This is a genomic window from Streptomyces sp. NPDC101776 (genome assembly GCF_044766845.1).
Classification (GTDB): Bacteria; Actinomycetota; Actinomycetes; order Streptomycetales; family Streptomycetaceae; genus Streptomyces.
Genome location: NZ_JBIWMV010000005.1, coordinates 175,397 through 196,672, shown reverse-complemented (window position 1 = coordinate 196,672; position 21,276 = coordinate 175,397). Strand labels below are relative to the sequence as shown.

Here is a 21,276-nt window from a genome sequence, read left to right as displayed (position 1 = left end):
GTCGTGAAGTTAATCGGAAACTTTCCTTACATCTGCCTGCGGTATGAAGCGTGGCCGTCCGCGTCGGCTGGCGTCAAGGGATCCGCGAAAGATTCGTCTAGACCAATTTCGGCCCTGGAGGCGGTAGTTGCTGCGGGTTGTCATCGCAGTCCGCTGTAGGCGGCCATGATGATCTCCATGCCGCGGCTGTCCTCCTGCTGCTCCCGGTCGAGCATCTGGTTCATCACGTAGGCCACCGTCATCCGCGCGTCGGGGTCGCTCGCGACCAGCGAGCCGCCCCATCCACCCCAACCGAACATGTTGCCGAACTTGCCGAAGCCCACGGTCCAGGACATCGGGGTCCGCAGCACCCGGTCCTCGCCGCGGAACACCTCCTGCCACGCGGGTTCGCAGCCCTGGGGGGACAGCAGCCGTACGCCACCTGCGGAACCCCGGTTCGCCAGTACCGACTTGACGAGGGCGACGGACCGGGCGTTGCCGAAGCCGTTCACCGCGGGGATCTGCGCACGGCGCCAGGCCACGGAGTTGGCATCCCTGACCCGGACCGTGACACCGTCGTACTCCCGGCGTGTGCCGTCCGGTCCGGGCGGCGCGCTGGCGGTGTACTCGTCGGTCAGCGACGGCGGTGGGACGAGCCGTGCGACGCGGTGGTCGTCGGCGGCGGAGAGCCCGATGTGGAAGTCCGCGCCCAGCGGCTTCGCCACTTCCTGCGCGAAGAAGTCGCCGAGGGAGCGGCCGGTGACGCGGCGGACGATCTCGCCGATCAGGTATCCGAAGGTGAGCCCGTGGTACCCGGCGGCGGTTCCCGGTTCCCATTCGGGGGCCTGCGCGGCCAGCCCAGCCGTCACGCTCCGCCAGTCGTAGAGGTCCTCTACCGCCCTCGGCCCGGACAGGTCCGGCAGCCCCGCGGTGTGGGACAGCACGTGGCGTACCAGCAGACGCTCCTTGCCCGCCGCGGCGAACTCGGGCCAGTAGGCGGCGACCGGCGCGGACAGATCGAGCCGGCCCTGATCGGCCAGGACGAGCGCGCACAGGGCGGTCATGTTCTTGGTCGTCGAGTTCACGCCCGTGAGGGTGTCGCGCTCCCAGCCGACGGTGCGGTCCGCGTCGGCGTACCCGCCCCAGATGTCGACCACCGGTTCGCCGTCGAGGTAGACGGCGACCGAGGCGCCCACGTCGTCCTTGCCGAGCGACGCCGCGAGGGCCGTCTCGACCGCGGCGAACCGCGGCTCGCACATCCCCATAACATCAGTCATGTGCGCCAGCCTCGGGCAACGCCGGCGCCACCCGCCCGACAATTCCCGCACGGTTTCTGTCGGGCGGGGCGCGAGGAACTCGCCTACACCTGAAGACGGCCCGGCTGTAGCGGCAGGAAGAGGTACGGACACACGTGCTGGAGCGGCTGAATCAGGCGCTGGACCACCTGGAGGCCTGCCTCGACCGGGAGGTCGACGTGGCCGAGGCGGCCCGGATCGCCGCGGTGTCGGAGTACCACTTCCGGCGGTTGTTCTCCGCCCTCGCCGGGATGCCGCTCCCGGCCTACGTGCGGCGCCGGAGGATGACGCTCGCCGCGGCCGAGGTGCTGGCCGGGCAGCGCACGCTGCTCGATGTCGCGGTGCGGTTCGGCTACGGCTCGGGTGAGGCGTTCGCCCGGGCGTTCCGGTCGGTGCACGGCATCGGTCCGGGCGAGGCCCGGCGCACGGGCGCAGTGCTCACGGCACAGCCGCGGATGTCCTTCCGCGTCGTAGTCGAAGGGAGTACGACGATGCGCTACCGGATCGTGGCGAAGGAGGCGTTTCGGATCGTCGGCAGGAAGTCGCGGGTACCGCTGGTCCACGAGGGGGCCAACGCGGCCGCCACGGCCCACCTGAAAAGTCTGGACGAGTGGGCGGTCGTACGGATGAAGGAACTGGCCGACCGGGAACCCGAGGGGATCCTGTCGGCAGCGGTGTATCTGACCGACAGCCGGGAGGAGGGGGCCGAGGCGGACTACTGGATCGGCGTGGCCACCGGCCCGGAGACGGTCGTCGAGGAACTCGACACCCTCGACGTGCCGGCCGGGACCTGGGCGGTCTTCGACAACGACGGGCCCTATCCGAGCGCGCTCCAGGCACTGTGGCGGGACGTGTTCACACAGTGGTTCCCCTCGAACCCGTACACGAGCCGGCCAGGTCCGGAACTCCTGCGGACGCGGCCGGTGGAGATCGGCGAAGAGACCCACTCCCAGCTGTGGATCCCGATCGAGCGGAGCGGTGGTGACGCCGGCGCGTGAACACCGGTGTGCCGGCCGGCGAGGCTGCTTCAGCTCGATGGGCCCACTGTGACGCAGGCCATGACTCTCGTCGTCCGATCCTGAAACGCGCGGGTACGGGCCGCGGTTGAGGCGCCCGTAGACTTTCCCTGCCCTCAGGGGCGCATCGGGCAACGGTGGCCGGCGCGACAGGCGACAGAAACAGGGCGAACGGGACGCATCACGGTCCCGCCCACTTCCCCCGCATCCGCACGCAGAGCACAGCCCGTGAAAGGTACCCGCGCCCCATGCCACTGGCCCTGCTGGCCCTTGCCCTCGTCGCGTTCGGTATCGGTACGACCGAGTTCGCCACGATGGGGCTGCTGCCCCAGATCGCCGACGGCGTCGGCGTGTCCGTGCCGCACGCCGGCAACCTCGTCTCCGCCTACGCGCTCGGTGTCGTCGTCGGGGCGCCCGTCCTGACCGGCATCGGCGCGCGCATCGCCCACAAACGGCTTCTGCTCCTGCTGTCCGCGATGTTCGTGGTCGGCAACGTCGCCTCCGCTCTCGCTCCGAACTTCGGCCTGCTGTTCGCCGCGCGGTTCCTGGCGGGCCTGCCCCACGGAGCACTGTTCGGCGTGGGCGCCGTCGTGGCCTCCCGACTGGTCGCCCCCGAACGGGCCGGGCGGGCCGTGTCGAAGATGTTCCTCGGACTGACCATCGCCAACATCGTCGGCGTCCCGGCCGGCACCGCCCTCGGCCAGCACCTCGGCTGGCGGTACGCCTACTGCGGCGTCGCCGTCATCGGCCTTGTCGCGCTGGCCGCACTGGCCGCCTTCGTCCCCCATCAGCCCCGCGGCAACCAGTCCGGCATCCGGCACGAACTGCGGGCGATGGGCAACCGGCAGGTCGCCCTCGGCCTGGCCACCGCCGTCGTGGGATTCGGCGGCTTCTTCGCCGTCTACAGCTACCTGGTCCCGATCCTGACCCACGTGACCGGCCTCGCCGACTCCTCCACCACCTGGGTCCTCGCGCTCTACGGCATCGGAATGACGCTGGGCACCCTGATCGCGGGTCCGCTCAGCGACCGGGCCCTGCGCCCGACGCTGTACGGGGGCCTCTTCCTGCTCGGCGCGACGCTCGTGGCGTTTTACTTCACCGTGCACAGCACCGTCCCCGCCCTGGTGACCCTCGTGTTCATGGGCGCGATGGGCGCCCTGGTCACCACCCCCGTGCAGATGCTGCTCATGTCCAAGGCGAAGAACGCCCCGACAATGGCCGCGGCCTCCAACCACTCCGCCTTCAACCTGGCCAACGCCGGCGGAGCCTGGCTCGGCGGCCTGGCCATCTCCGCCGGATGGGGCTGGGCCTCACCGGCCCTGGTCGGCGCGACGCTCGCCGCCGCAGGCCTCGGCCTCGCCCTCCTCGCGGGCCTCACGGACCGCGAAACCGGCAGCTCCGCACTGATCACTTCCTCACCGGCCCGGACCCCGTCGGAGGCGGTACGGGACGCGGACCCTCAGGACGTCCAGACGCGGTCGGCGTAGTCGAGGAAGTTGCGGCCGAGGATCTTCTCGATGCGTCCGGAGCGGTAGCCGCGCTTCTCCAGGAGGCGGATCAGATCGCGGAACTGGTCGACTCCGCGCAGGTCCACGACGAAGGGGTAGGTGTCGGCCCGTTCGCCCGCCGCGCCGACGCCGGCCGCCCGGCGGGCGGCGACGTGTTCGGCGAGAGTCGCGCGGTAGGCGTCGAGGTCGTCCACGGCGGTGACGCTGCCGTCGGTGCCGATGCCGACGTGGTCCTCGCCGCAGACGTCGACCGCGTGGACGATGTGGTCGACGACGTCGGCGGCGGTGGCGTGGCCCGTCGGGTTGAGGAAGGGCATGAAGTAGATGCCGACGAACCCGCCTCGGTCGGCGACCAGGCGGAGTTCCTCGTCCGTCTTGTTGCGCGGCAGGTCGGCCAGGGCACGGCAGCCGGTGTGGTTGATCGACACGGGCCGGCGGGAGTGCCGGGCCGCGTCCAGGCAGGTGTTCTCTCCGCTGTGCGAGAGGTCGACCATCAAGTGGTGGTCGTTGAGGGCCTCGACGACCTCACGGCCGAACGGGGTCAGTCCCCGGTTGGCGGTGGCCATGGAGCCGTCGCCGAGGTGGTTGGCCTGGTTGTAGGTGAGCTGGACGATCCGTACGCCGGCCTCGGCGAACCCGGCGACGCGGCTCGCGATGAGGGCGGGGTCCTCGCCGACGGCGACGGCGTTCTGGAAGCCGTAGATGACGCCGATCCGCCGCTCGCGGTGGGCGCGCCGGATGTCGTCGGCCGTACGCACCTTGAGCAGGTCGGCCGGGTGGGCGTCGAGGATCCCGTCCCAGACCGCGATCTCGTCCAACGTGTGCTCGTACGGCGGCAGGTCGCCCATCGTGTAGCCGAGGGTGATGTTGACGGCGGTCAGGCCGGAGGCGCGGGCTTCGGCGATCGCCCGGGCGTCGACGGCGAGTTGGCCGCTGTCGGGGTTGAGCTGCGTGGCGGCGGCCCGGGCGGCGGGCGTGTTGGGGTTGTCGAGCTGCCCCAGCGCGTTGACGATCATCGGGTGGGCGGCGGTGGTCACTTGGCGTCCTTCTCGAAGTCGGCGCGGTCGAAGCGGTGGCCGCGTTTCACGGTGAGGGTGATGGTGCGCAGGTTGGCGATGTCGCGGAGCGGATCCTCGTCCAGGACGGCGAAGTTCGCGAGCTTTCCCGCTTCGACGCTGCCCATGTCCGCCTCGGTGCCGGCGGCCCTGGCGCCGACCAGGGTCGCGGAGCGCAGGACGTCCGCGGCGGGGATGCCGCAACGGTCGACGAGGAAGGCGAGTTCGCCGTAGAGGGCGGGGAACGGGTCGTCGGGGGCACTCTCGAAATCCGTGCCGGTGCAGACGTCGACTCCGGCACGGTGTGCCTGGGCGGTGACCGCGGCGGCCAACTCGGTGTTGCGGCGGGCCCGTTCGGCGGACTCGGCGGTGTCCCCCCGGAGTTCGTCGCTGGTCCACATGGACGCGGTCGCGTCGAGGACGGTGCCGCGGCGGCCCATCTCGGCGAAGAGCGCGGCCAGTTGAGGGTCGTCGCCTGTGGCGAAGCGGTCGTAGTCCACGGGAGGTTTGGTCTTGTAGCTGCTCAGCGGCTCGGTGGGGTTCTCGAAGGCGAGCAGGGTGACGTGGGAGACGCTGTTCACGCCCGCGGCGACGACCTCGCCGGGCGCGGCCGGGAAGACGGTGGCGTGCGCCCAGACGGCGATGCCCTGGCGGTGCGCCTCGGCGGTGACGGCGGCGACGGTCGCGGCGTCCAGGTCGGCGTAGACCTTGATCGCGGCGGCGTGGGTGCCACGGGCCAGGGCTACGGCGATGGTGAGGTCGGTGTCGGGGGTGACGGCCTGCATCCAGGGCACGGCGCCGGGCGTCGCGCCCCGGGAGACCTCATGGGTGCGCGGGTCGTCGAAGAAGGAGGGCCCGGCCATGAGCGCCGCGTAGCGGATGTCGGGGCCGGGGATCTCACCGACCAGGGTGGCCCGGGCGAGGTCGCCGATCTGCCGAAGGTCGTCGGCCATGTCGCGGACGGCGGTGACTCCGCTGTGCACCAGGCGCCGGAGCACCGCCTCGGCGACGGGCCGGTCGGGCGGGGTGGCCAGGTGCTGGTGGGTGTCGATCAGGCCGGGGAGCACGAACCTGCCGTCGAGGTCGACGCGGGGCGCGTCGGCCGCGAGCGGGGGCAACGGGTCGCCGTCGCCGACGACGGTGTGGATCCGGGCGCCGTCCGTGACGATCGTGGTGTCCGGGCGGGGCCGGGCACCGGTGCCGTCGAAGAGGGTGGCGCCGCGGTAGACCGTCACGGTTCCGGCGGGCGGTGCGGCCCAGGGGGTCGGGGCACCCGGGGGCAGATCGGTCATGGTCACCTTCAGGGCGCGAGGCCGTAAGTTGTCAAGTTGTTACGCTCTATGTAACAACTGTATCGTTTGATGAAAACGCAGACACTGTACTCCGTGGCCGCACCGCGGACGAGAGGGATGAACCGCTGCCATGCCCGTCGCACCCCGTACCCCGGCGCCGCCCAGGTCGGCCGTGGACAAGGCGCTCGACCTGGTCGAGGCCGTCTCGCGCGCACCGCACCCGGTGCGGCTGACCGAGCTGGCCGCCGAGGTGGGCCTGCACCGCGCCACCGCCTACCGGATCCTGCTGGACCTGGTCCGGCGGGGCTGGGTGCTGCGGGCCGGTGACCGCTATCTGCCCGGTGCCGCCGTGCTCCGGATGTCCGCCTCGGCCGCGGGCAACTCGCTGACCGCGCTGGCCCGTCCGGTGCTGGAACGGCTGTCCGCCGTGACCTCGATGATGGTCAACCTCCAGGTGCTGGAGGAGGGCGGCGCCCGGGTCATCGATGTGGTCAGGCCCGAACGGCTGGCCATGATCAGCCACTTGCGGGGCGAGCTGCTGCCGGTCGGGCGGTTCGCCGGGCCACTGGCCCTGGTCGCCGCGCTCGAACCGGACGCCAGGACAAGGTGGTTGGACGGACTCGACGATGAAGCCGTGCACGTGGCACGGGAGTTGGCCGAGGTGGAACGGGCCGGTGTCGCGGTGGAGCGCGGTCGTAACGACAAGCTGGTGGCGTCCGTCAGCCGGGCGGTGGTGCCCGACCCCGGCGCTCCGGTGTGCGCACTGACGGTCGTGGGACCGGACGCCGAGTTCGACGGGCCTGAACTGGCCTCCGTGGAGCGGGAGTTGCGCGCCGCGACGGACGAGTTGGGGGCGGCCCTGACCGCCGGCACGCCGCAGGTCCGCCGGTGAGCGGCCTGCTGGTGCTGGACCGTCGGCAGACGGCCGCCGCGTTGCGGCCCGACGCCGTCCTCGACGCGGTGGGCCGGGCCCTGGTCGCCGTCGCCCGCGACGAGGTCTCCGTCCCGCCGCGGATCGCCGCCCTGACCCCGACCGGTCTGCTGGGCGCGATGCCCGGGTACGTTCCCGGACTCGGGCTGGCCGCGAAGCTGGTGACCGTGACCGCCGATCCACGGCACCCCGGGCGCGGTTTCCACCGGGGGCTGGTGGCGCTGTTCGACGAACACGACGGGCGGGCGCTGGCGCTCGTGGACGGCGAGTCGCTGACCGAGGTCCGCACGGCGGCGGTCGCCACCCGGAGCGCGCTGGCCCTGGCCGTCCGCCCCGGTCTCGGCCGGGTGGCTGTGGTGGGGACAGGCGCCCAGGCCCGCGCCCAACTCGCGCTGCTCGCGACGGTGTTGCCGGAGGCCGAGGTGACGGTGGCCGGCCGCGATCCCGTACGGGCCGGCGCGGCTGCCGCGCTGTATCCCGGCGCGCGGGTCGCCGCCGGTGTCGAGGAGGCGGTACGCCAGGCCGATGTGGTGTTCTGCTGTACCGGCGCCACAGCGCCCGTCGTCCGACGCGAGTGGCTCGCTCCCGGCGTCCATGTCTCGTCGGTCGGCGGCTCCCAGGGGCCCGAACTGGACCCCGGCACCATCCTGGACGCGGTCCTCTTCGCCGAGTGGACCGGCGCGGCCACCGCGCCACCACCGGCGGGCGCCCATGAACTCCAGGACCTCGCCCCTGGCCGGCCGGTGCCCCTGCTCGGGTCCGTTCTCGACGGCGCTCATCCCGGCCGGGGCGGTGACACCGGCGCCCTCACCGTCTTCAAGTCCACGGGCCACGCCGCCCTCGATGTCGCGGCGGTCAGGGTGGCGTATGACGTGGCGGTCGAACGGGGCTGGGGAGTACGCGTGGACCTGTGAGGGACGGTGACCCCGCTCACGTAACGGCAGGCCATCGTCTTCCCACGGTCGGGCCGGCGCAGGGTCTCTCGCCACGGTCGCGCGGCCGCTTCAAGTCGCCCTGGTTCGGGCGAAGTTAATCCGGATGCGGATCTTCATCCATTGCACGTCATGTGCCGTTGGGGCGGACGTCAACCAGCCCGGCCATGATCGGAGGTCTGCGGGCCCGAGCCGCGCGCGTCCTGACTCAGGGCGAGTGACACGGGCCCCGGGTGCGTACGGACGGGACCTCCGGTGCGCGCCGACGTGACCGCCGCCGGTACGTGACCGCCACCGACGCGGGCCCCGCCGGTACGAACGGCCCGGCGTTCGCGTCGGCCTGTGCCATGGCCACGTCCGGTGAGTGGAGTACGAGGAAGATGGAGACCGCATGACCCAGGAGCCCGAGTCCGGCCCGGACGGTTACGCGGAGCAGCTGGAGCGACGGCTCGCCCGGGCCAGAGCCGAACTGGCGGCGACTGAGCAGGACGTGGCACGCGCGGAAGCCGACATGGGCGACTTATCCTCGCCCACGGTTTCCAAGGACGGCTCCGTCGAGGTCACCGTCGGACCCCGGGGCGAACTGAGCGACCTGCGGTTCCTGGGCGCCAAGTTCCGTGAGATGTCGAGCGCGGAACTGGGCGCGGCGATCATCGAGGCGGTCGAAGCGGGCCGCGAGCAGGCACGGCACGAGGCGGCCCGCCGCTTCCGGCCGCTCGACACCCCCGGCCCCCAGGTGCCCGAACTCGCCGCACTCGACATCGACTGGGCCCGTTTCGTGGGCCCCTCCGCCCATGCCCGGAACAGCTCCACCAGGCCCGCCGCACGCACCCGGCTGCACGACGAGATCGCCGACGACGAGGAAGACGGAGGCACTCGATGACCGGCCCGTCCTACACATCGAGCCCCGAGGCCATCATGGGCGGCACCCGGGTCATCAAGGACCTCGGCAGCTACGCCAACGACGTCGGCGCGTCGGCCCACGCCGCCCTGGCCGACGTCAGCTGGACCGGCGACGACAGTTACGGGCAGCAGCTCAGGAAGGAGTTCGTCCAGACCCGCGACTCCGTCCTCGCCACCATCGACGCCATCGCCGCCGGCATCTCCGCCGTGGGCGACGGCACGCTCGACAACCTCCGCTCGATCCGCAGCAACCAGAGCGGGATCATCGACGCCATCCACGAACAACAAGGGCGGACCGGGAGCCGACCGTAACGTGGCCATCGTCGTCTCGCCCAAGCTCAACTGGCTGTTCTTCATCCTCATCGGGGAGAAGTTCCTGGAGGCCAACGAGGACCACGCCTACGACACCAGCCGGTCGTTCGACCAGCTCCATCAGCACGTCGGCGCGCTCAAGTCACGGGCGAATCAAGCGGTGTTGGCTGTGGGGGAGGGCCTCCCCAAGGGGACCGCCGACCAGTTCATCGGGGCGATCAACCAAGTACTGCCCTATCTCGACCAGTTCGAGGCCGACCTGGACAAGGTGACCAAGAACCAGGTCAACATCGCCATGCAGATCCGCGAGGCGAAGTGGAACATCATCGCCGAACTCATCCGCCTGTTCATCGAGCTGGCGATCCTCGCGGTGATGTCCTTCTTCACCGGTGGCGCCAGCGCCAGTGAGGCGGCGGTGGCACGTGCCCGCAGCCGTGTGTTCATCCTGGAGGTCCTGCTCGAACTCTCGCGCCGCACGCATCTGTTGCCGAGTTTCCTGGAGGCCGTCGAGGAGGCCTTCATGACGCTCGCGGTCCGGTTGGCCATGATGGTGGGCGCCCCCAAGGGGCAACGGCCGAAGTCGATCGACTGGGGCGACATCGCTCTCAGTGCCGCGTTCGGCGCCGTCGCGGGGTTCCTCGCGCCGATCCTCACCAAGACGATGAAGAACCTCACGAACAACGTCAAGAACATCGGTGACCTGGGGAAGAAGTTCGACGACATCCACGTGGGCGGGGCGAAGCCGCCGAAGCCGAACGACACCGACCTGAACCTGACGAACAAGCCGAAGTCCGGTCCTACTCCGGGACCCGGAACGCATGTCCCCAAGACGACCCCCACGGTCACCCCGCATGTGACGCCGACACCTCACGGCGACGAGAGCTTCTCCGCGAAGGTGCTTGACCAGAGCGGTGAGTTCGTCGCGGACGGTGCCTCGGAGACGCTGGCCGAGTCCCTTGTGATGGGTGCGTTCTTCGGTGACTTCACACCGAGTTGGCAGACGTTCGTCGGGGCGGGCCTGAGCGAGCGGTTCGAGGCGGGGGCCGAGCACGCGGTCACCAACAGTGCCGACTGGCTGAAGAACTTCGGGAGCCCGCCGACGATCTCCATGCCGGTCTCCGGCACTGGCATCGGAGACGCCGATTCCGGTAGTCGGAACCCCGGCTCGGGCAAGAGCGGCGACACGTCCTCCGGGGGAGGGGAGAGCCCTGGGACGTACCCGCCGACCACGACGGTGGGCGGCGGCCCCAAGTCCGGTGCGGGAAGCGGTCCGTACACGCCTGTTGACGCGGATCCGGAATCGGGCCAGGGCGCGGACACGGACACCGATATCCATGTCGACACGGACGCCGACACGTCAACGATGGCTTCAACGCCGGTTGTTCCGCCAGTGGTTGGGACTTCCGCACCGCCCGTCGTGACGCACGGCAGCAGCGGCAACGACAACGGCACCGAACCCCCGCCGCAGACGGACGACTTGAACTCCCCCGAGGTGGAGTCGGTCGGAACAACTCGGTTCGACCCGCCCTCGACCCTGGACCAGGACCCTGTTGTCGAGCCGCCCGCCACGGAGTTGCCGCCGCCTGTGGTGACGTCGACCCCAGTGGGGCCAACGGACGGGACCACTGTCCCTCCCGCAATAACCCACAACAACCTTCCTGTCCAGGGGAGTTCGAGCAACGACACGCCCACCGGCAATCCGACCCCGCACCCTGTCCAAGCCCCGCTTCCGTCCCGTACTCCGACTACGGACACCGGTACGGGAACGGGTACCGGCAAGGGAAAGGCCGTGGCTCCACCGACAACGGACGCCACAGACCCAGACCCGGGCACCGTTTCCCACCCGGCCCCGCTCGTGGGCGCCGCCCACGACGCCCATGCCGACGCTGTACGGTCGTTGGAGCACGCGGTCGACACCGCCGAACGGCTCCGCGTGCGTGTCGAGACAGGCGAGGGGAACAGCCGCGACGTCACCGCGTTGCACGATGCGGACGACGGGGTGCGGCACGCGCAGGCGGACCTTTCGCGGACGGAGACGCGGCTGCGCGAACTGGGCGAGGTGCCGCGTTCCCACACCGACGCCGCTCTGGATCTCGGCTCCGACCCGTCGACGCAGCCCTCCGCCATCGTCCCCGTGGTGCACCGCTCTGATGCCCAACGGCATTGGATCGCCTCGCAGTTGACCGAGGACGACCTGCCCCACGACTTCTCCGCCGCCGACCTGACGACCGGCGATGCCGACGTGGACGTCGCCGCCCTGTCCTCCACCGGAGCCGCCCTCACCGTCGAGCAGCAGACCCAGGCAGTGATGGGGAGCGGCAGACTGTCCCTGCTGGACACCGGACTCACGCCCTTGCAGCAGGCCAAGGCGCTGATGCTGCAACCCGGTCCATGGGCCGGGCACGTCGACATCGCCGCCGCCACGGCGAGCAGGCGCCTGTGGGACGACGCGTTCACGGATTTCGCGCTGAGCACGCCCGGGCCGGCTCCGGACACCGCACGCCAGTCGTGGGACACCGCCACCCTGCTCGTACTGCCCCTGGAACTGCACCCCGTGCTCGCGGACTCGCGGCACGCGATCGAGTCGTACCGAGGCGCGGTACGTCAGGTCGCCGACGTGCTGGCCGCGGGCGGGACGCGTGCGGAGGCGACCTCGCTCGCCGACCGTCTCCGCAAGGGGCTCGGGCTGCCGCAGCGGCTGCGGGGCGGTGGCCCCAAGCCCGAGGAGTCCTCCGACGTTCCGCAGCCCGTGGTCACCCTGGGCACCGGGACACCGCTCGTCGCGACGACGTCCACCACGACCGACTCGACGATCGACGCGACAACCGATTCGACGACCACGATCACGGAAGTGCCGGTCGAGGGGGTGGTCAAGTCCGCTGACGACAAGTCGACTTCGGTGCCTCCACGCGGCTCGGACGAACCCCCGGAGAAGCCTCGTCGACAGCGCACGCTCCGCAAGGGCGCCCCGCCGAACCGCCGTACCGCTCCGCTCGAACCCATCGACGAGGACGCCGAGGCCGAGTTCACCCCACCGCCCGTCAAGAAGCCCGCCACGCCGGGGCCGACCTGGGTGGTGCACGACCTGGACTCCCGTCGGCCGCCGCGTGTCGATCTCGACCTGCCCCCCGCGCCGTACAGCGGTGGCGGACCCGCGTCGTTCACCGACGGTGCCAGACTGCCCGTCTACATGGGCGGCATCGGCGAGTTGCTGCGCGGGCTGCCGCGCAATCTGCTGCGCCGCTCGTACACCCTCGGCCAGGGTGACCGTGTCCTGCGCGGCGCCGACCGCGTCGTAGAGCAGCTCGATCTCAACCTCCGGCAGCCGCCCGGCGTTCGCCCCCGGCCCGCGCGCCCCGGCGGCAACCGGGCCGGTGACGGGCTCCTGGACGACGTACGACATGCCCTCGTCCACAACCCGAGCGGCTTCTTCGGCGACGGGCAGCAGTTCAACTACCGCACGGTGGACGGCAAGTCGCGGGTTATCACGGTCACGGCCCGCCCGTACGGGCAGTGGGAGAGGTTCACCTTCGGCTACGCCAACCCCGTGAAGATCGACACGATGCAGCGCAACACCGCGCTCACCGGCCGGGTCGCCGTCAACAGCACCTCGACCTCCCTCACGCCCACCGCACCGCTCGGACCGGTGAAGACGCTGTTCGCGCCCTGGGGACGGGTCTTCGCGCAGTTCTCCTGGACCAAGCGGGTCGAGTACAACATGCAGAACCTCGTCGTGAACCAGAACGAGACCCGTACGACCGACGGCTCGCACGCCCATCTCGACGACGTCTGGTACGAGTTCAAGGTCACCGATCCGGCCGGACGCCCGGTGGACAGGACCGGCAAGGCGATCGGGCCCAGGTCCGGCACGCGCGCTCAGGTCGCCTTCGGATTCGCCGTCAGGGACGGGCTGTTCGTGCGCATCGCCGACAGCCTCACCCGGCCCAAGCCGCCCGCCGACCGGCTGCCGCCGCGGATGCGGCTGGACCGCGGCTCCAACTACCGCATGATGAACACGGAGAGCTTCGGCCCCGTCGCGCACATCCGGGACTGGGCGCTCCAGCAGATCGGCACCGACACGGACAGCATGGCCGGCAAGCAGCTCAACTCGTTCTTCTCCACCGACGGGTTCCACCGCATGAGCCGGGTCATGGCGGCCGGGACGGTCACGTCGCCGCCGCTGTTCAAGGACGACGCGGGGCGCGAACCGCTCGGTGTCTTCTCGGTCCGGGTGGAGCCCGGCGAGGCCGTCCTCATCAGCGAGACCACCGCCGCCGAACTCCGGGACATCTCCCAGACGACGGTCCGAAACGAGCGCACCACCGGCAGGTCCTCGGGCGTCGACATCGGCGGTGCCCTCGGACCCGCCTTCCAGCTTCTCGGCATCGACCACGGCAAGTTCGACCTGAGGATGCTCGCCGGTCTCAACTTCCGCTACGGCTCCTCCCGCAACCGCGCCTCCGTCACCGGCGGAACCGGCGCCGTGAAGTCGGCCGGACAGGCGAAGGGCGACCCCACGGGCCTCTACCTGGTCCAGAAGACCGTCACGGTCACGGCGCCGCCCGACACCAAGGCACCGCTGCCCGACCGCAGGCGCGACGACGCGAGTTCGACAGCCGGCAAACTGCGCAAGAACCCGCCGCGGACCTGGAGCGAGGCACCGCGGACCCAGACGTTCCAGACCTGGGCCGTGGAACGGCTCACCCGCACCGAGGCCCGCCGCCTCGCCGGGGAGGCGAGCCCCGCGCCCGGCACCCCGCCGAGGGTGCCGCCGTATCTCACCCAGGACGCGCCGCCGACCCTCGGCATGAGCCGGGTCGAGGAGTTCACGTTCGCCGACGGCTCCTACGTACGGGATGTCGACGGCGAGGACCGCACGTTCCTCGACCACTTCAGCGACCAGGTCCTCAAAGAGGTCGCGCGCGCCTACCCGGACCTCGTCGCGCCCCTGTCCGAACTCGATCCCGCCAATCCCCGCTGGCGCAACGCCGACCACTTCCAGATGGCGGTCTCCAACACCCTGGAGGTGCTCAACACCCTCGCCTTCCACAGCATGGCGGGCAACCTGGAGACGATGATGACCTCGGGGCTGCGGATCTCCCTGGTCGACTCCCGTCGTGCCACCCGCGCACACCGGTACGTGTGGGTGGACGCCGCCCTGACCGACCGGCGTTTCGAGGGCACGCAGAAGGACCTGCGGCTACGGTTCAGCGCACCCGGCAGCGAGAACCTCGGCGGGCGGCAGAACAGCGCGCGCGGCGCGCACGTCGGCGCGGAGGGGCTGCTGTCGCTGCGGGACGCGGCGACCGACGAGGCGGGCGGCCCGCTGCACGCGGGCACCGGTTCGCTGGGCGTGCGCTGGGGCGGCCGTACCGACTCGGAGAGTGGCTACGGGGCCGCCGCCACGCACGAGGCCATGTCGATCGGCACCAAGGGCACCCATCTGTACAGCTACGAGGTCGCCCTCACCGCGCGGCGCGGCGGCTTCCGCCGGTTCCGCGGGCTGCTGCGCGGTGTCCTCTTCCTCAACCTGCTCGGCACGCGGCCGTTCGTCTTCACCGAGCGGGAGAAGAACCTCATCGGCCCGGCCGGCTCCGGACCGGACATCAAGCGGCCCTCCGTCGGACGGGTGCTGCTCGGTGTGCCCGTCGAGCACACGCCCGCCCGCGACACCTCACGCCCGCACCACCGCCTGCACGGCGTACCCCTCGCGACCACCGGGCAGGTCGCACGGGACCTGGCGCTCGCCAGGCGCGGTCTGTTCGAGCGGGCCGGCCGCCGGGGTCGCGAGGAGTACCGGCGCCACCCGTACCTGACCCTCGCGGTCGTCGCGGACCCCGCCCTCGGCCAGGCCGCCGAGGACGTCCTCAAGGAGTCGTCGGGCAACTCCTGGATGCTGACCCACCAGGGCGCCCCCGTCCACGACGCGGCACTGCGCGTGTTCCAGAGCCAGTTCCTGACCGCGAACTTCGACCAGTCGTCCGCCCCGACCGGCTGGCGCGCCTCCGGGCTGTGGGCGAAGGCCCCCTACCTGGACCGCTCCTCGGTCCTCGCCCACCGCAGCCGTCTGCGCCCCGGGAGCCTCACCGCCGTGACGGGCGCCGTCCCGATCGAGGCGGAGACGACCGTCGGCGGTGCCACCCAGGCCTCGGGACGCAGCACCAGCACCAGCACGCTGTTCTTCGGCGGCCAGCTCGTCTACCTCCACTCGCACGACACCGGCACCGGGACCACCGGCAACTACGGTCTCGTCGCCAGCCCCTACCGCCTCGACAAGTCCCGCTTCCGGGCCGTCACCCGAACCGCGCTCGCCGAGATCAACCGCAAGGACCAGGGCCGACAGGTCCTCGTCACCGCCGACGTCGACCACGAGATCGCGGCCACCTCCACCCTCGTCGGCGAACGCGCCACGGGCGTACGGCGGTTGCCCCGCTGGCTCGCCGGCGCGGCCGGGCGGCGGGTCCTCGTCAACGACGGCTGGGTCGGGCACGTTCCGGAGAAGAGCGCCTACCGGATGGGACTGCTCCGGGACCGCTGGGGCGACGTACCGCTCTACACCAGGCGTCGGTGGTCGCCCCAACCCTGGCTCCTGGACAACCCGTTCGGCAGTTTCCCGCTCACCGCGCTCGATACCGCGACCGTACTCAGCGACTTCGACCGGCAGTTGAGGCCGCTCGGACTGACGGGCAGCGACCGGGACACGGTGCACCGGCTGATGTCGGAACGCGTCGTGCGCGCCCTCGGCAAGGAGATGACCGGCGGCAGCTCCTCCGTGCCCGCCCGCGTGGGCCGTTGGGGTTCGTCCACCGCCAACCTGTGGATCGGCAGCCGCAAGGTACGGGCGCGCGCCGAGCTGATCCCGGTGAAGGTGCCCGTCGACAGGACCGCACCGGACGGCAGCGGCTTCGGCGGCCTCGGGCACAGCGTGGAGTTCGAGGAGCACCGGAGCGCCGCGGAGACCACACAGGAGGGCCGGGGCCGCGCCTCCGGCGCCAGCGTCGGCACCACCGTCGCCCAGGGCGCGCACACCGGCAACGACACCGTGCGGATGGCCGGACCGACGTACGCGGAGGTCGGCTCCACCCAGCAGACCGCCGCCCAGAACCAGTCCGAGGGCAGCGTGCGGATCGCCACCGCGACGACGACCCAGGCACACGCCGAGTACGTCACCCGCTACCGGATGCGGCTCACCCTGGAGGTCACCGACACCCGCGAACCGAGGACCGGCACCGGCGCCTCCGCCTGGGTGAAGCGGGCCGCGCACCGCACCTGGCGCGGTGTCTCCGGCCGACGCCTGCTGCGCATCCGCTCCGAGGGCGACGTCGGGGAACTAGTCGAGCACTACCCGCTCAGCCTCATGCGCCCCGACCCCGCCGACCCCGCCGCCGAACGGGACGACCCGCTGGCCCCGCCCTCCCTCGACGCCCCCGGACCCTCCCGCCGCGTCGCACCGCCCGCCACGACCGGCCTTGGCGGCTGGCTCGACACACTTCACCCCGACGACAGCATGAAGCCGTTCACCATGCCGCCGGACGGGTTCAAGGTCCGTCGGATCGTCGGCGTCGACCAGCTCCACACCGCCAGCTCCCTTGCCCTCGCCGCCGCTTACGACACGTCCTTCCCGCTCACCGACGCGGTCGACGACGACCTGATCGCCCGCGCCCAGGACACCCCGCTCACCCGCGCCGGCACCGGGCCCGCCCAGAACCTGGAGGACGGCACCGGCAACGGCGCCCTCAGCGCCTTCTACGACCGCACCCTCGACCCCGGCGGCTACGAGGTGGCCGGCCTGACCGAACGCGGCTTCTTCGGCGGCGCGGACGCCGACCTCCGGCTGTACTCCCGGCCGCAGTTCCGGCAGGCCCGGCTGCTCGCCGTCACCGACGGCATGAAGCACGAGGCACCCAAGCGCCATGTGCAGGGCGGTGGCGCGAGCGCCGGGCGCGTCGGACAGGCCGAGTCGTCGCTCGGCGGCGGTCCCGCCACGTCGACCGCCGCCACCGGCACCAACCAGATGGGCGCCTCGGGACCGGGCGACGTCGCGACCGAGTCCGACACCCTCGCCTCGGGCGGCGACCGCCTCGCGTCGGTGAACGTCAAGCCGAACACCACCCGTTCGTTCCTGTTCGCCATCCCCACGACCTGGCTGAGCGTGGCCGCGGTCCACCACCATGTGAAGGACTCCGCGCCGGTGCGGGCGATGCGCAGCCCCTTCGGCAACCCGCAGCGCGCCCCGCAGGCGCGCGAGACCGAGACCACCGTCCTGGCCTGGGTCCGCGAGGATGTCGCCCGTGAACTGGGCCTCATCGAGGACGACGGATTCCCGCCGGCGGCGGCCAAGGCCTGGGACGCGGTCACCAAGGCCGACAAGGAGTGGACGGCCGCCGACAAGAAGTACTGGGAGCTGCGCCGTGACGAGGGCCCGCGCCGCGAGACCGCGCTCACGGACGCCGAGACCCTTCTGACCACCCTCACCGCCCGCGACCCCGAGACCCAGCCCCAGGTGATCGCCGCACGGGGCGAACTCGCCCGCCTGGAACACGAGAACGACGGTGCGGAACCCGCCCACGACGGCTGGGCGGAACTGCACGACGCGGAACGCGACGCCGCACACGACCGCGTCACGGCCCTGCTGCGGACGGCCGCCGACGAGGTCACCGCGGCCCGTGCGGCCCGCGACACGGCACGCGACGAACTGGACGCCTTCACTGCGGAGTTGGGCGAACGACGTGCTTTCGCGGAGGCGCTCGCCGACGAGTACGCGAGCGTCCGGGAAGCCGCCGACCGCCTGACCCGCTGGCATCAACTCACGGTCACACCGGCGGGACGCGCCCGGCTCGGCACGACCCCTGAACCGGACGAGGTCGTCTTCCGGGTGCCACCGGCACCGGGCACCGCGAAGGCATCGGTGACAGAGAAGAAGATCACCGAGACGACTGACAAGAAGACCAGCGAGACGATCGACAAGAAGACCAGCGACAAGGACGCGGAGAAGACGGACGGGGAGAAGAAGGACGCGGAGAAGAAGGGCGCGGAGAAGAAGGCCAGCGACAAGGACGGCGACAAGAAGGACGGCGACAAGAAAGAGGGTGGGGAGCAGGACGAGGCGGCGGGCAACGCCGAGCTGCGCCCCGCGTTCAGCCGCCCGCCGTGGGAGACGGACGGCACCCCGGACCCGTCGCTGCGCCGGTTCGACGCCGCCCAGGACCACCGCACCCTGACCGCCACCGATCCCGACGGCAGTAACTGGGTCTACGACCTGCACGAACCGGACGGCGACGGCAACGGGTTCTTCACGGCGGTCCTCGGTGTCGCGGAGCGCGGCGGGCCGACGGCGGTGTCGGAAGCCCGACGTGCCGGACTGGCCGGCCGCGTGGCCCGGAGCGTCGACATGCCCCGCGACGTGACGCTCGATCCGCAAGCGGTGTTCCGTGCGGCCGAACTGACCAGCAGGCTCGGCGAGCACTTCCGGCGCGATCCCGCCCTGTCCGGCACCGCCGAGGAGAACGGCGGCCGACTGCCCGACGCCCTGCTCACCGCACTCACCCCCGCCCAGCGGCAGAGTCTCGTACGGCTGCACGTGCAGCGGGCCCGCCGTTGGGACGACGCGACGGCGGACCTCGCGGCGGACCTGACGGCGCGTTCCCTCGGGGTGGACATCGCGGTCGTGGGGGAGGACGGCAGTTACCGGTTCTTCCCGGGCTCCGCCGACCCGACGGTCGGCCCGCTCCGGCAGGTGACCGTCTATCGGCGCGGTGACAGCTATCTGTCGGCCCGTCCCCGGTCATCAACACCGGTACCGGCGCCGCCCGTTCGGGGCCCGGAACCGCCGGGAGGTAAGGACGCCGACGACACGAAGGGAAAGGGCAAGGGCAGCGAGGGCGGCGACGGCAAGGGAGCGAAGGGCGACCAGGACACGAAGGGCAAGGAGACACAGGGCAAGGAGAGTCAGGGCAAAGAAGGTCAGGGCAAGGAGACGAAGACCAAGGACAAGCCCGACTCGGACACACAGGGCAAATCCGTCGGCGACAAGCAGCAGCAACACCCGCCGCCCGCCCGGACCGTCCTCGTGGACGGCCGTCAGATGGCCCTCCAGAACGTGCGTCCCGACGGCAACTGCCTGTTCACCGCCATCATCGCCGGTATCGGCGCACAGCACCCCGGCCACACCGTGCGGGGCAGAACCGTACACACGATGACGGTCGCCGACCTGCGCAACGACACCGCCGACTGGTACCGGACGTCCGCCGCCGCCCACCAGCACGCCACACGGGACCCGTTGGACACGATCGTCCACGACAGGTACCCGGACCTGCGCAGCCTTCACCCCCTGCTCGCCCCGCTGGGCCTGCGCAGATACCCCCCGCTGACCGACGCGCAACAGGCGGGAATCCAGGCCCAGTTGAGGACCGAGGGGCTGGAGAACGGCACGGGGCGGGAGGCGAACGCCCGACGGCGTGCGCTGACCGACCGGGTGCACGGGGACAACGTGCGCCAACTGGTCCTGCGTACCCTGCACGACCCCGCCACGGTCAGGTCGCGGGCGCTGTGGCGGGAGATCCGCAGCCACCTGCCGGCCGTCGTGCCCGCCACCCCGGCGCTGACCGTCACGCTGGGGGAGCGTGGGCTGGTCGACCGCGCGATCCGCTCGCCCGAACTGTGGCACACGCCCTTCTACGACGACGTACCCCTGCTGCTCACCCAGTCGCTGGGCATCGACCTCGTCGTCGTCCAGTCCGACGGCCGCGGCGGATCCATCCTGCACCGCCTCTCCGAGGACGCCAACGGGCCTACCGTGTACGTCGCTTACAACGGCGTCGACCACTACGAGACCCTGCTGCCGACGGCGCCGCAGCCCGGTCCGGGCGGTGACCTCACCGCCGGTTTCGGCGACCCCGTGATGCCCAAGCGGGTGAAGGACGAGGAGCGTGACGACGAGGGCGACGTACGGGCGAACCCGTTGTGGATCCCCCTCGAAGAGGTGGACCCCGACCTGCTGATCACCGGAAACCGCGACGCGGTGTGGCTGTACACGGTGACCGACGACGGGCGTGTGCTGCTCGGCAGCGAGGCCCCTTCGCAGGTGATGGCTCAGGACCGGTTCGACGCGCTGCTCGCCGGCGTCCGCACCCGACGCCCCGAGGTGACGGCGGAGTCGCTGCGGGCGGAGATCGACGGCCTCGGGCACACCGGCATCGCCGCCGTGTTCGAGGAGGGCGGTCGCACGCGGCCCGGCGCGAGCCGGGTGTCGGGCGAGTTCCGCTGGAACGAGAGCCTGCGGTCGTGGACCGTGAACGACAAGTCCGGCCGCTACATGAGCAAGTCGGTACGGCCGGGCGTCGACCCGGCGGTCGCGGCCGGCTGGCTGGACAACGTCGCCGGACTCTTCACCGACCGTCTCGGCGTCCAAGTCGCCCCGGACCAGGTGAAGTCGAGCGCCACGAAGGCTCCCGAGCCGCAGGCCGGAGACACCGAAAGCCGGTCCGTTTCCGTGCCTCTGCTGCTGCGTCAGCCCGCGGACGGCGGCGACTGGTTGCCGGCCGTGTTGGTCGATGCCCTGAGGAAGAAGGGGTCCGGCCCCTTCAGTCGGCCGGGACTCGGCGCTCTTCTCGGGGGCCCGGACCCGTCCGACGCGCTGCACCGCTGGACCGAGTTCCGGCTCGCGGCCCCGGACGCGGCGGCGCGGGTGCCCCGCCTGGCCGCCGCCGACTGGGCGGGTCCGGCGCACACGACGGTGTCGCTCGACGACCTCGCCGCGGTGGGCATGACCCCGACGCCCGACCAGGCCGCGTTCGCGGCGTTGACTGGTGCGCTCCCGCTGGGCGACCTGACACTGACCCTGGCGCAGCGCTACCGACTGCTGCGCCGCTGGGCGGACCGCGACGAGCTTCTCACCCAGATCGCCGCGGGCACCGCCGCCCGCGACCTGGGAATCGTCCTGACACTGGTCACCGGCGACGGGACGGTGCGCCGCTTCGAGCCGTGAGGGCCGTCCCCCGTCCCGACGCGGAGATCAGCACGAGCCCTCTGGGTCTCGCCGTGCCGACCCGTGC

The 21,276-nt window shown here is 71.5% G+C and carries 10 protein-coding genes; 7 read left to right on the top strand and 3 right to left on the bottom strand.

Going from position 1 to position 21,276, the window contains the following annotated elements:
- Positions 1 to 140 precede the first annotated feature (140 nt).
- The gene (locus ACIRRY_RS19380; RefSeq protein WP_403974030.1) at positions 141 to 1,256 is read right to left on the bottom strand and encodes a serine hydrolase domain-containing protein; all 1,116 of its coding nucleotides are present in this window, start codon (positions 1,254 to 1,256) and stop codon (positions 141 to 143) included.
- A gap of 134 nt (positions 1,257 to 1,390) precedes the next feature.
- Here ACIRRY_RS19380 and ACIRRY_RS19375 point away from each other — a divergent pair, with 134 nt between their 5' ends.
- Together ACIRRY_RS19375 and ACIRRY_RS19370 are read left to right on the top strand one after the other, a co-directional pair.
- Positions 1,391 to 2,272, top strand: coding sequence for a GyrI-like domain-containing protein (locus ACIRRY_RS19375; protein ID WP_403974028.1), 882 nt, complete (start codon positions 1,391 to 1,393; stop codon positions 2,270 to 2,272).
- Between the two features lie 266 nt (positions 2,273 to 2,538).
- Positions 2,539 to 3,777, top strand: a complete 1,239-nt coding sequence (locus ACIRRY_RS19370; RefSeq protein ID WP_403974025.1) for an MFS transporter — start codon at positions 2,539 to 2,541, stop codon at positions 3,775 to 3,777.
- On the opposite strand, the gene ACIRRY_RS19365 is transcribed toward ACIRRY_RS19370, so the two are convergent.
- Both ACIRRY_RS19365 and ACIRRY_RS19360 read right to left on the bottom strand, forming a co-directional pair.
- The gene (locus ACIRRY_RS19365) at positions 3,750 to 4,835 is read right to left on the bottom strand and encodes a dipeptidase (RefSeq protein WP_403974023.1); all 1,086 of its coding nucleotides are present in this window, start codon (positions 4,833 to 4,835) and stop codon (positions 3,750 to 3,752) included. The genes ACIRRY_RS19370 and ACIRRY_RS19365 overlap by 28 nt on opposite strands.
- Positions 4,832 to 6,145: an amidohydrolase family protein gene (locus ACIRRY_RS19360; RefSeq protein WP_403974021.1), complete on the bottom strand. Its 1,314-nt coding sequence runs from the start codon at positions 6,143 to 6,145 to the stop codon at positions 4,832 to 4,834. Before ACIRRY_RS19360 ends, ACIRRY_RS19365 begins: the two co-directional genes overlap by 4 nt.
- 130 nt (positions 6,146 to 6,275) lie before the next feature.
- On the opposite strand from ACIRRY_RS19360, the gene ACIRRY_RS19355 reads away from it, so the two are divergent.
- The 5 genes from ACIRRY_RS19355 to ACIRRY_RS19335 all read left to right on the top strand — a co-directional run bounded on the left by ACIRRY_RS19355 (position 6,276) and on the right by ACIRRY_RS19335 (position 21,209).
- Complete coding sequence (locus tag ACIRRY_RS19355; RefSeq protein ID WP_403974018.1) at positions 6,276 to 7,037, top strand: IclR family transcriptional regulator; 762 nt, start codon at positions 6,276 to 6,278, stop codon at positions 7,035 to 7,037.
- Positions 7,034 to 7,990 (top strand): ornithine cyclodeaminase family protein, encoded by a 957-nt coding sequence (locus ACIRRY_RS19350; RefSeq protein ID WP_403974016.1) that lies wholly within the window; start codon positions 7,034 to 7,036, stop codon positions 7,988 to 7,990. The genes ACIRRY_RS19355 and ACIRRY_RS19350 overlap by 4 nt, the downstream gene beginning before the upstream one ends.
- A gap of 409 nt (positions 7,991 to 8,399) precedes the next feature.
- Entirely contained in the window at positions 8,400 to 8,891 is a 492-nt protein-coding gene (locus tag ACIRRY_RS19345; RefSeq protein ID WP_403974013.1) for a YbaB/EbfC family nucleoid-associated protein, read from the top strand.
- A complete protein-coding gene (locus tag ACIRRY_RS19340) occupies positions 8,888 to 9,223 on the top strand; it encodes a hypothetical protein (RefSeq protein WP_403974011.1) in 336 nt (111 codons plus the stop codon). Before ACIRRY_RS19345 ends, ACIRRY_RS19340 begins: the two co-directional genes overlap by 4 nt.
- 1 nt (position 9,224) lies before the next feature.
- Positions 9,225 to 21,209, top strand: a complete 11,985-nt coding sequence (locus tag ACIRRY_RS19335; RefSeq protein WP_403974009.1) for a hypothetical protein — start codon at positions 9,225 to 9,227, stop codon at positions 21,207 to 21,209.
- The last annotated feature ends 67 nt before the right edge of the window (positions 21,210 to 21,276 follow it).

Excerpts from the sequence above, each read along its gene's own strand:
- ACIRRY_RS19380 (WP_403974030.1), bottom strand. The coding sequence starts at position 1,256 with ATGACTGATGTTATGGGGATGTGCGAGCCGCGGTTCGCCGCGGTCGAG.
- ACIRRY_RS19370 (WP_403974025.1), top strand. The coding sequence starts at position 2,539 with ATGCCACTGGCCCTGCTGGCCCTTGCCCTCGTCGCGTTCGGTATCGGT.
- ACIRRY_RS19360 (WP_403974021.1), bottom strand. The coding sequence starts at position 6,145 with ATGACCGATCTGCCCCCGGGTGCCCCGACCCCCTGGGCCGCACCGCCC.
- ACIRRY_RS19355 (WP_403974018.1), top strand. The coding sequence starts at position 6,276 with ATGCCCGTCGCACCCCGTACCCCGGCGCCGCCCAGGTCGGCCGTGGAC.
- ACIRRY_RS19345 (WP_403974013.1), top strand. The coding sequence starts at position 8,400 with ATGACCCAGGAGCCCGAGTCCGGCCCGGACGGTTACGCGGAGCAGCTG.
- ACIRRY_RS19340 (WP_403974011.1), top strand. The coding sequence starts at position 8,888 with ATGACCGGCCCGTCCTACACATCGAGCCCCGAGGCCATCATGGGCGGC.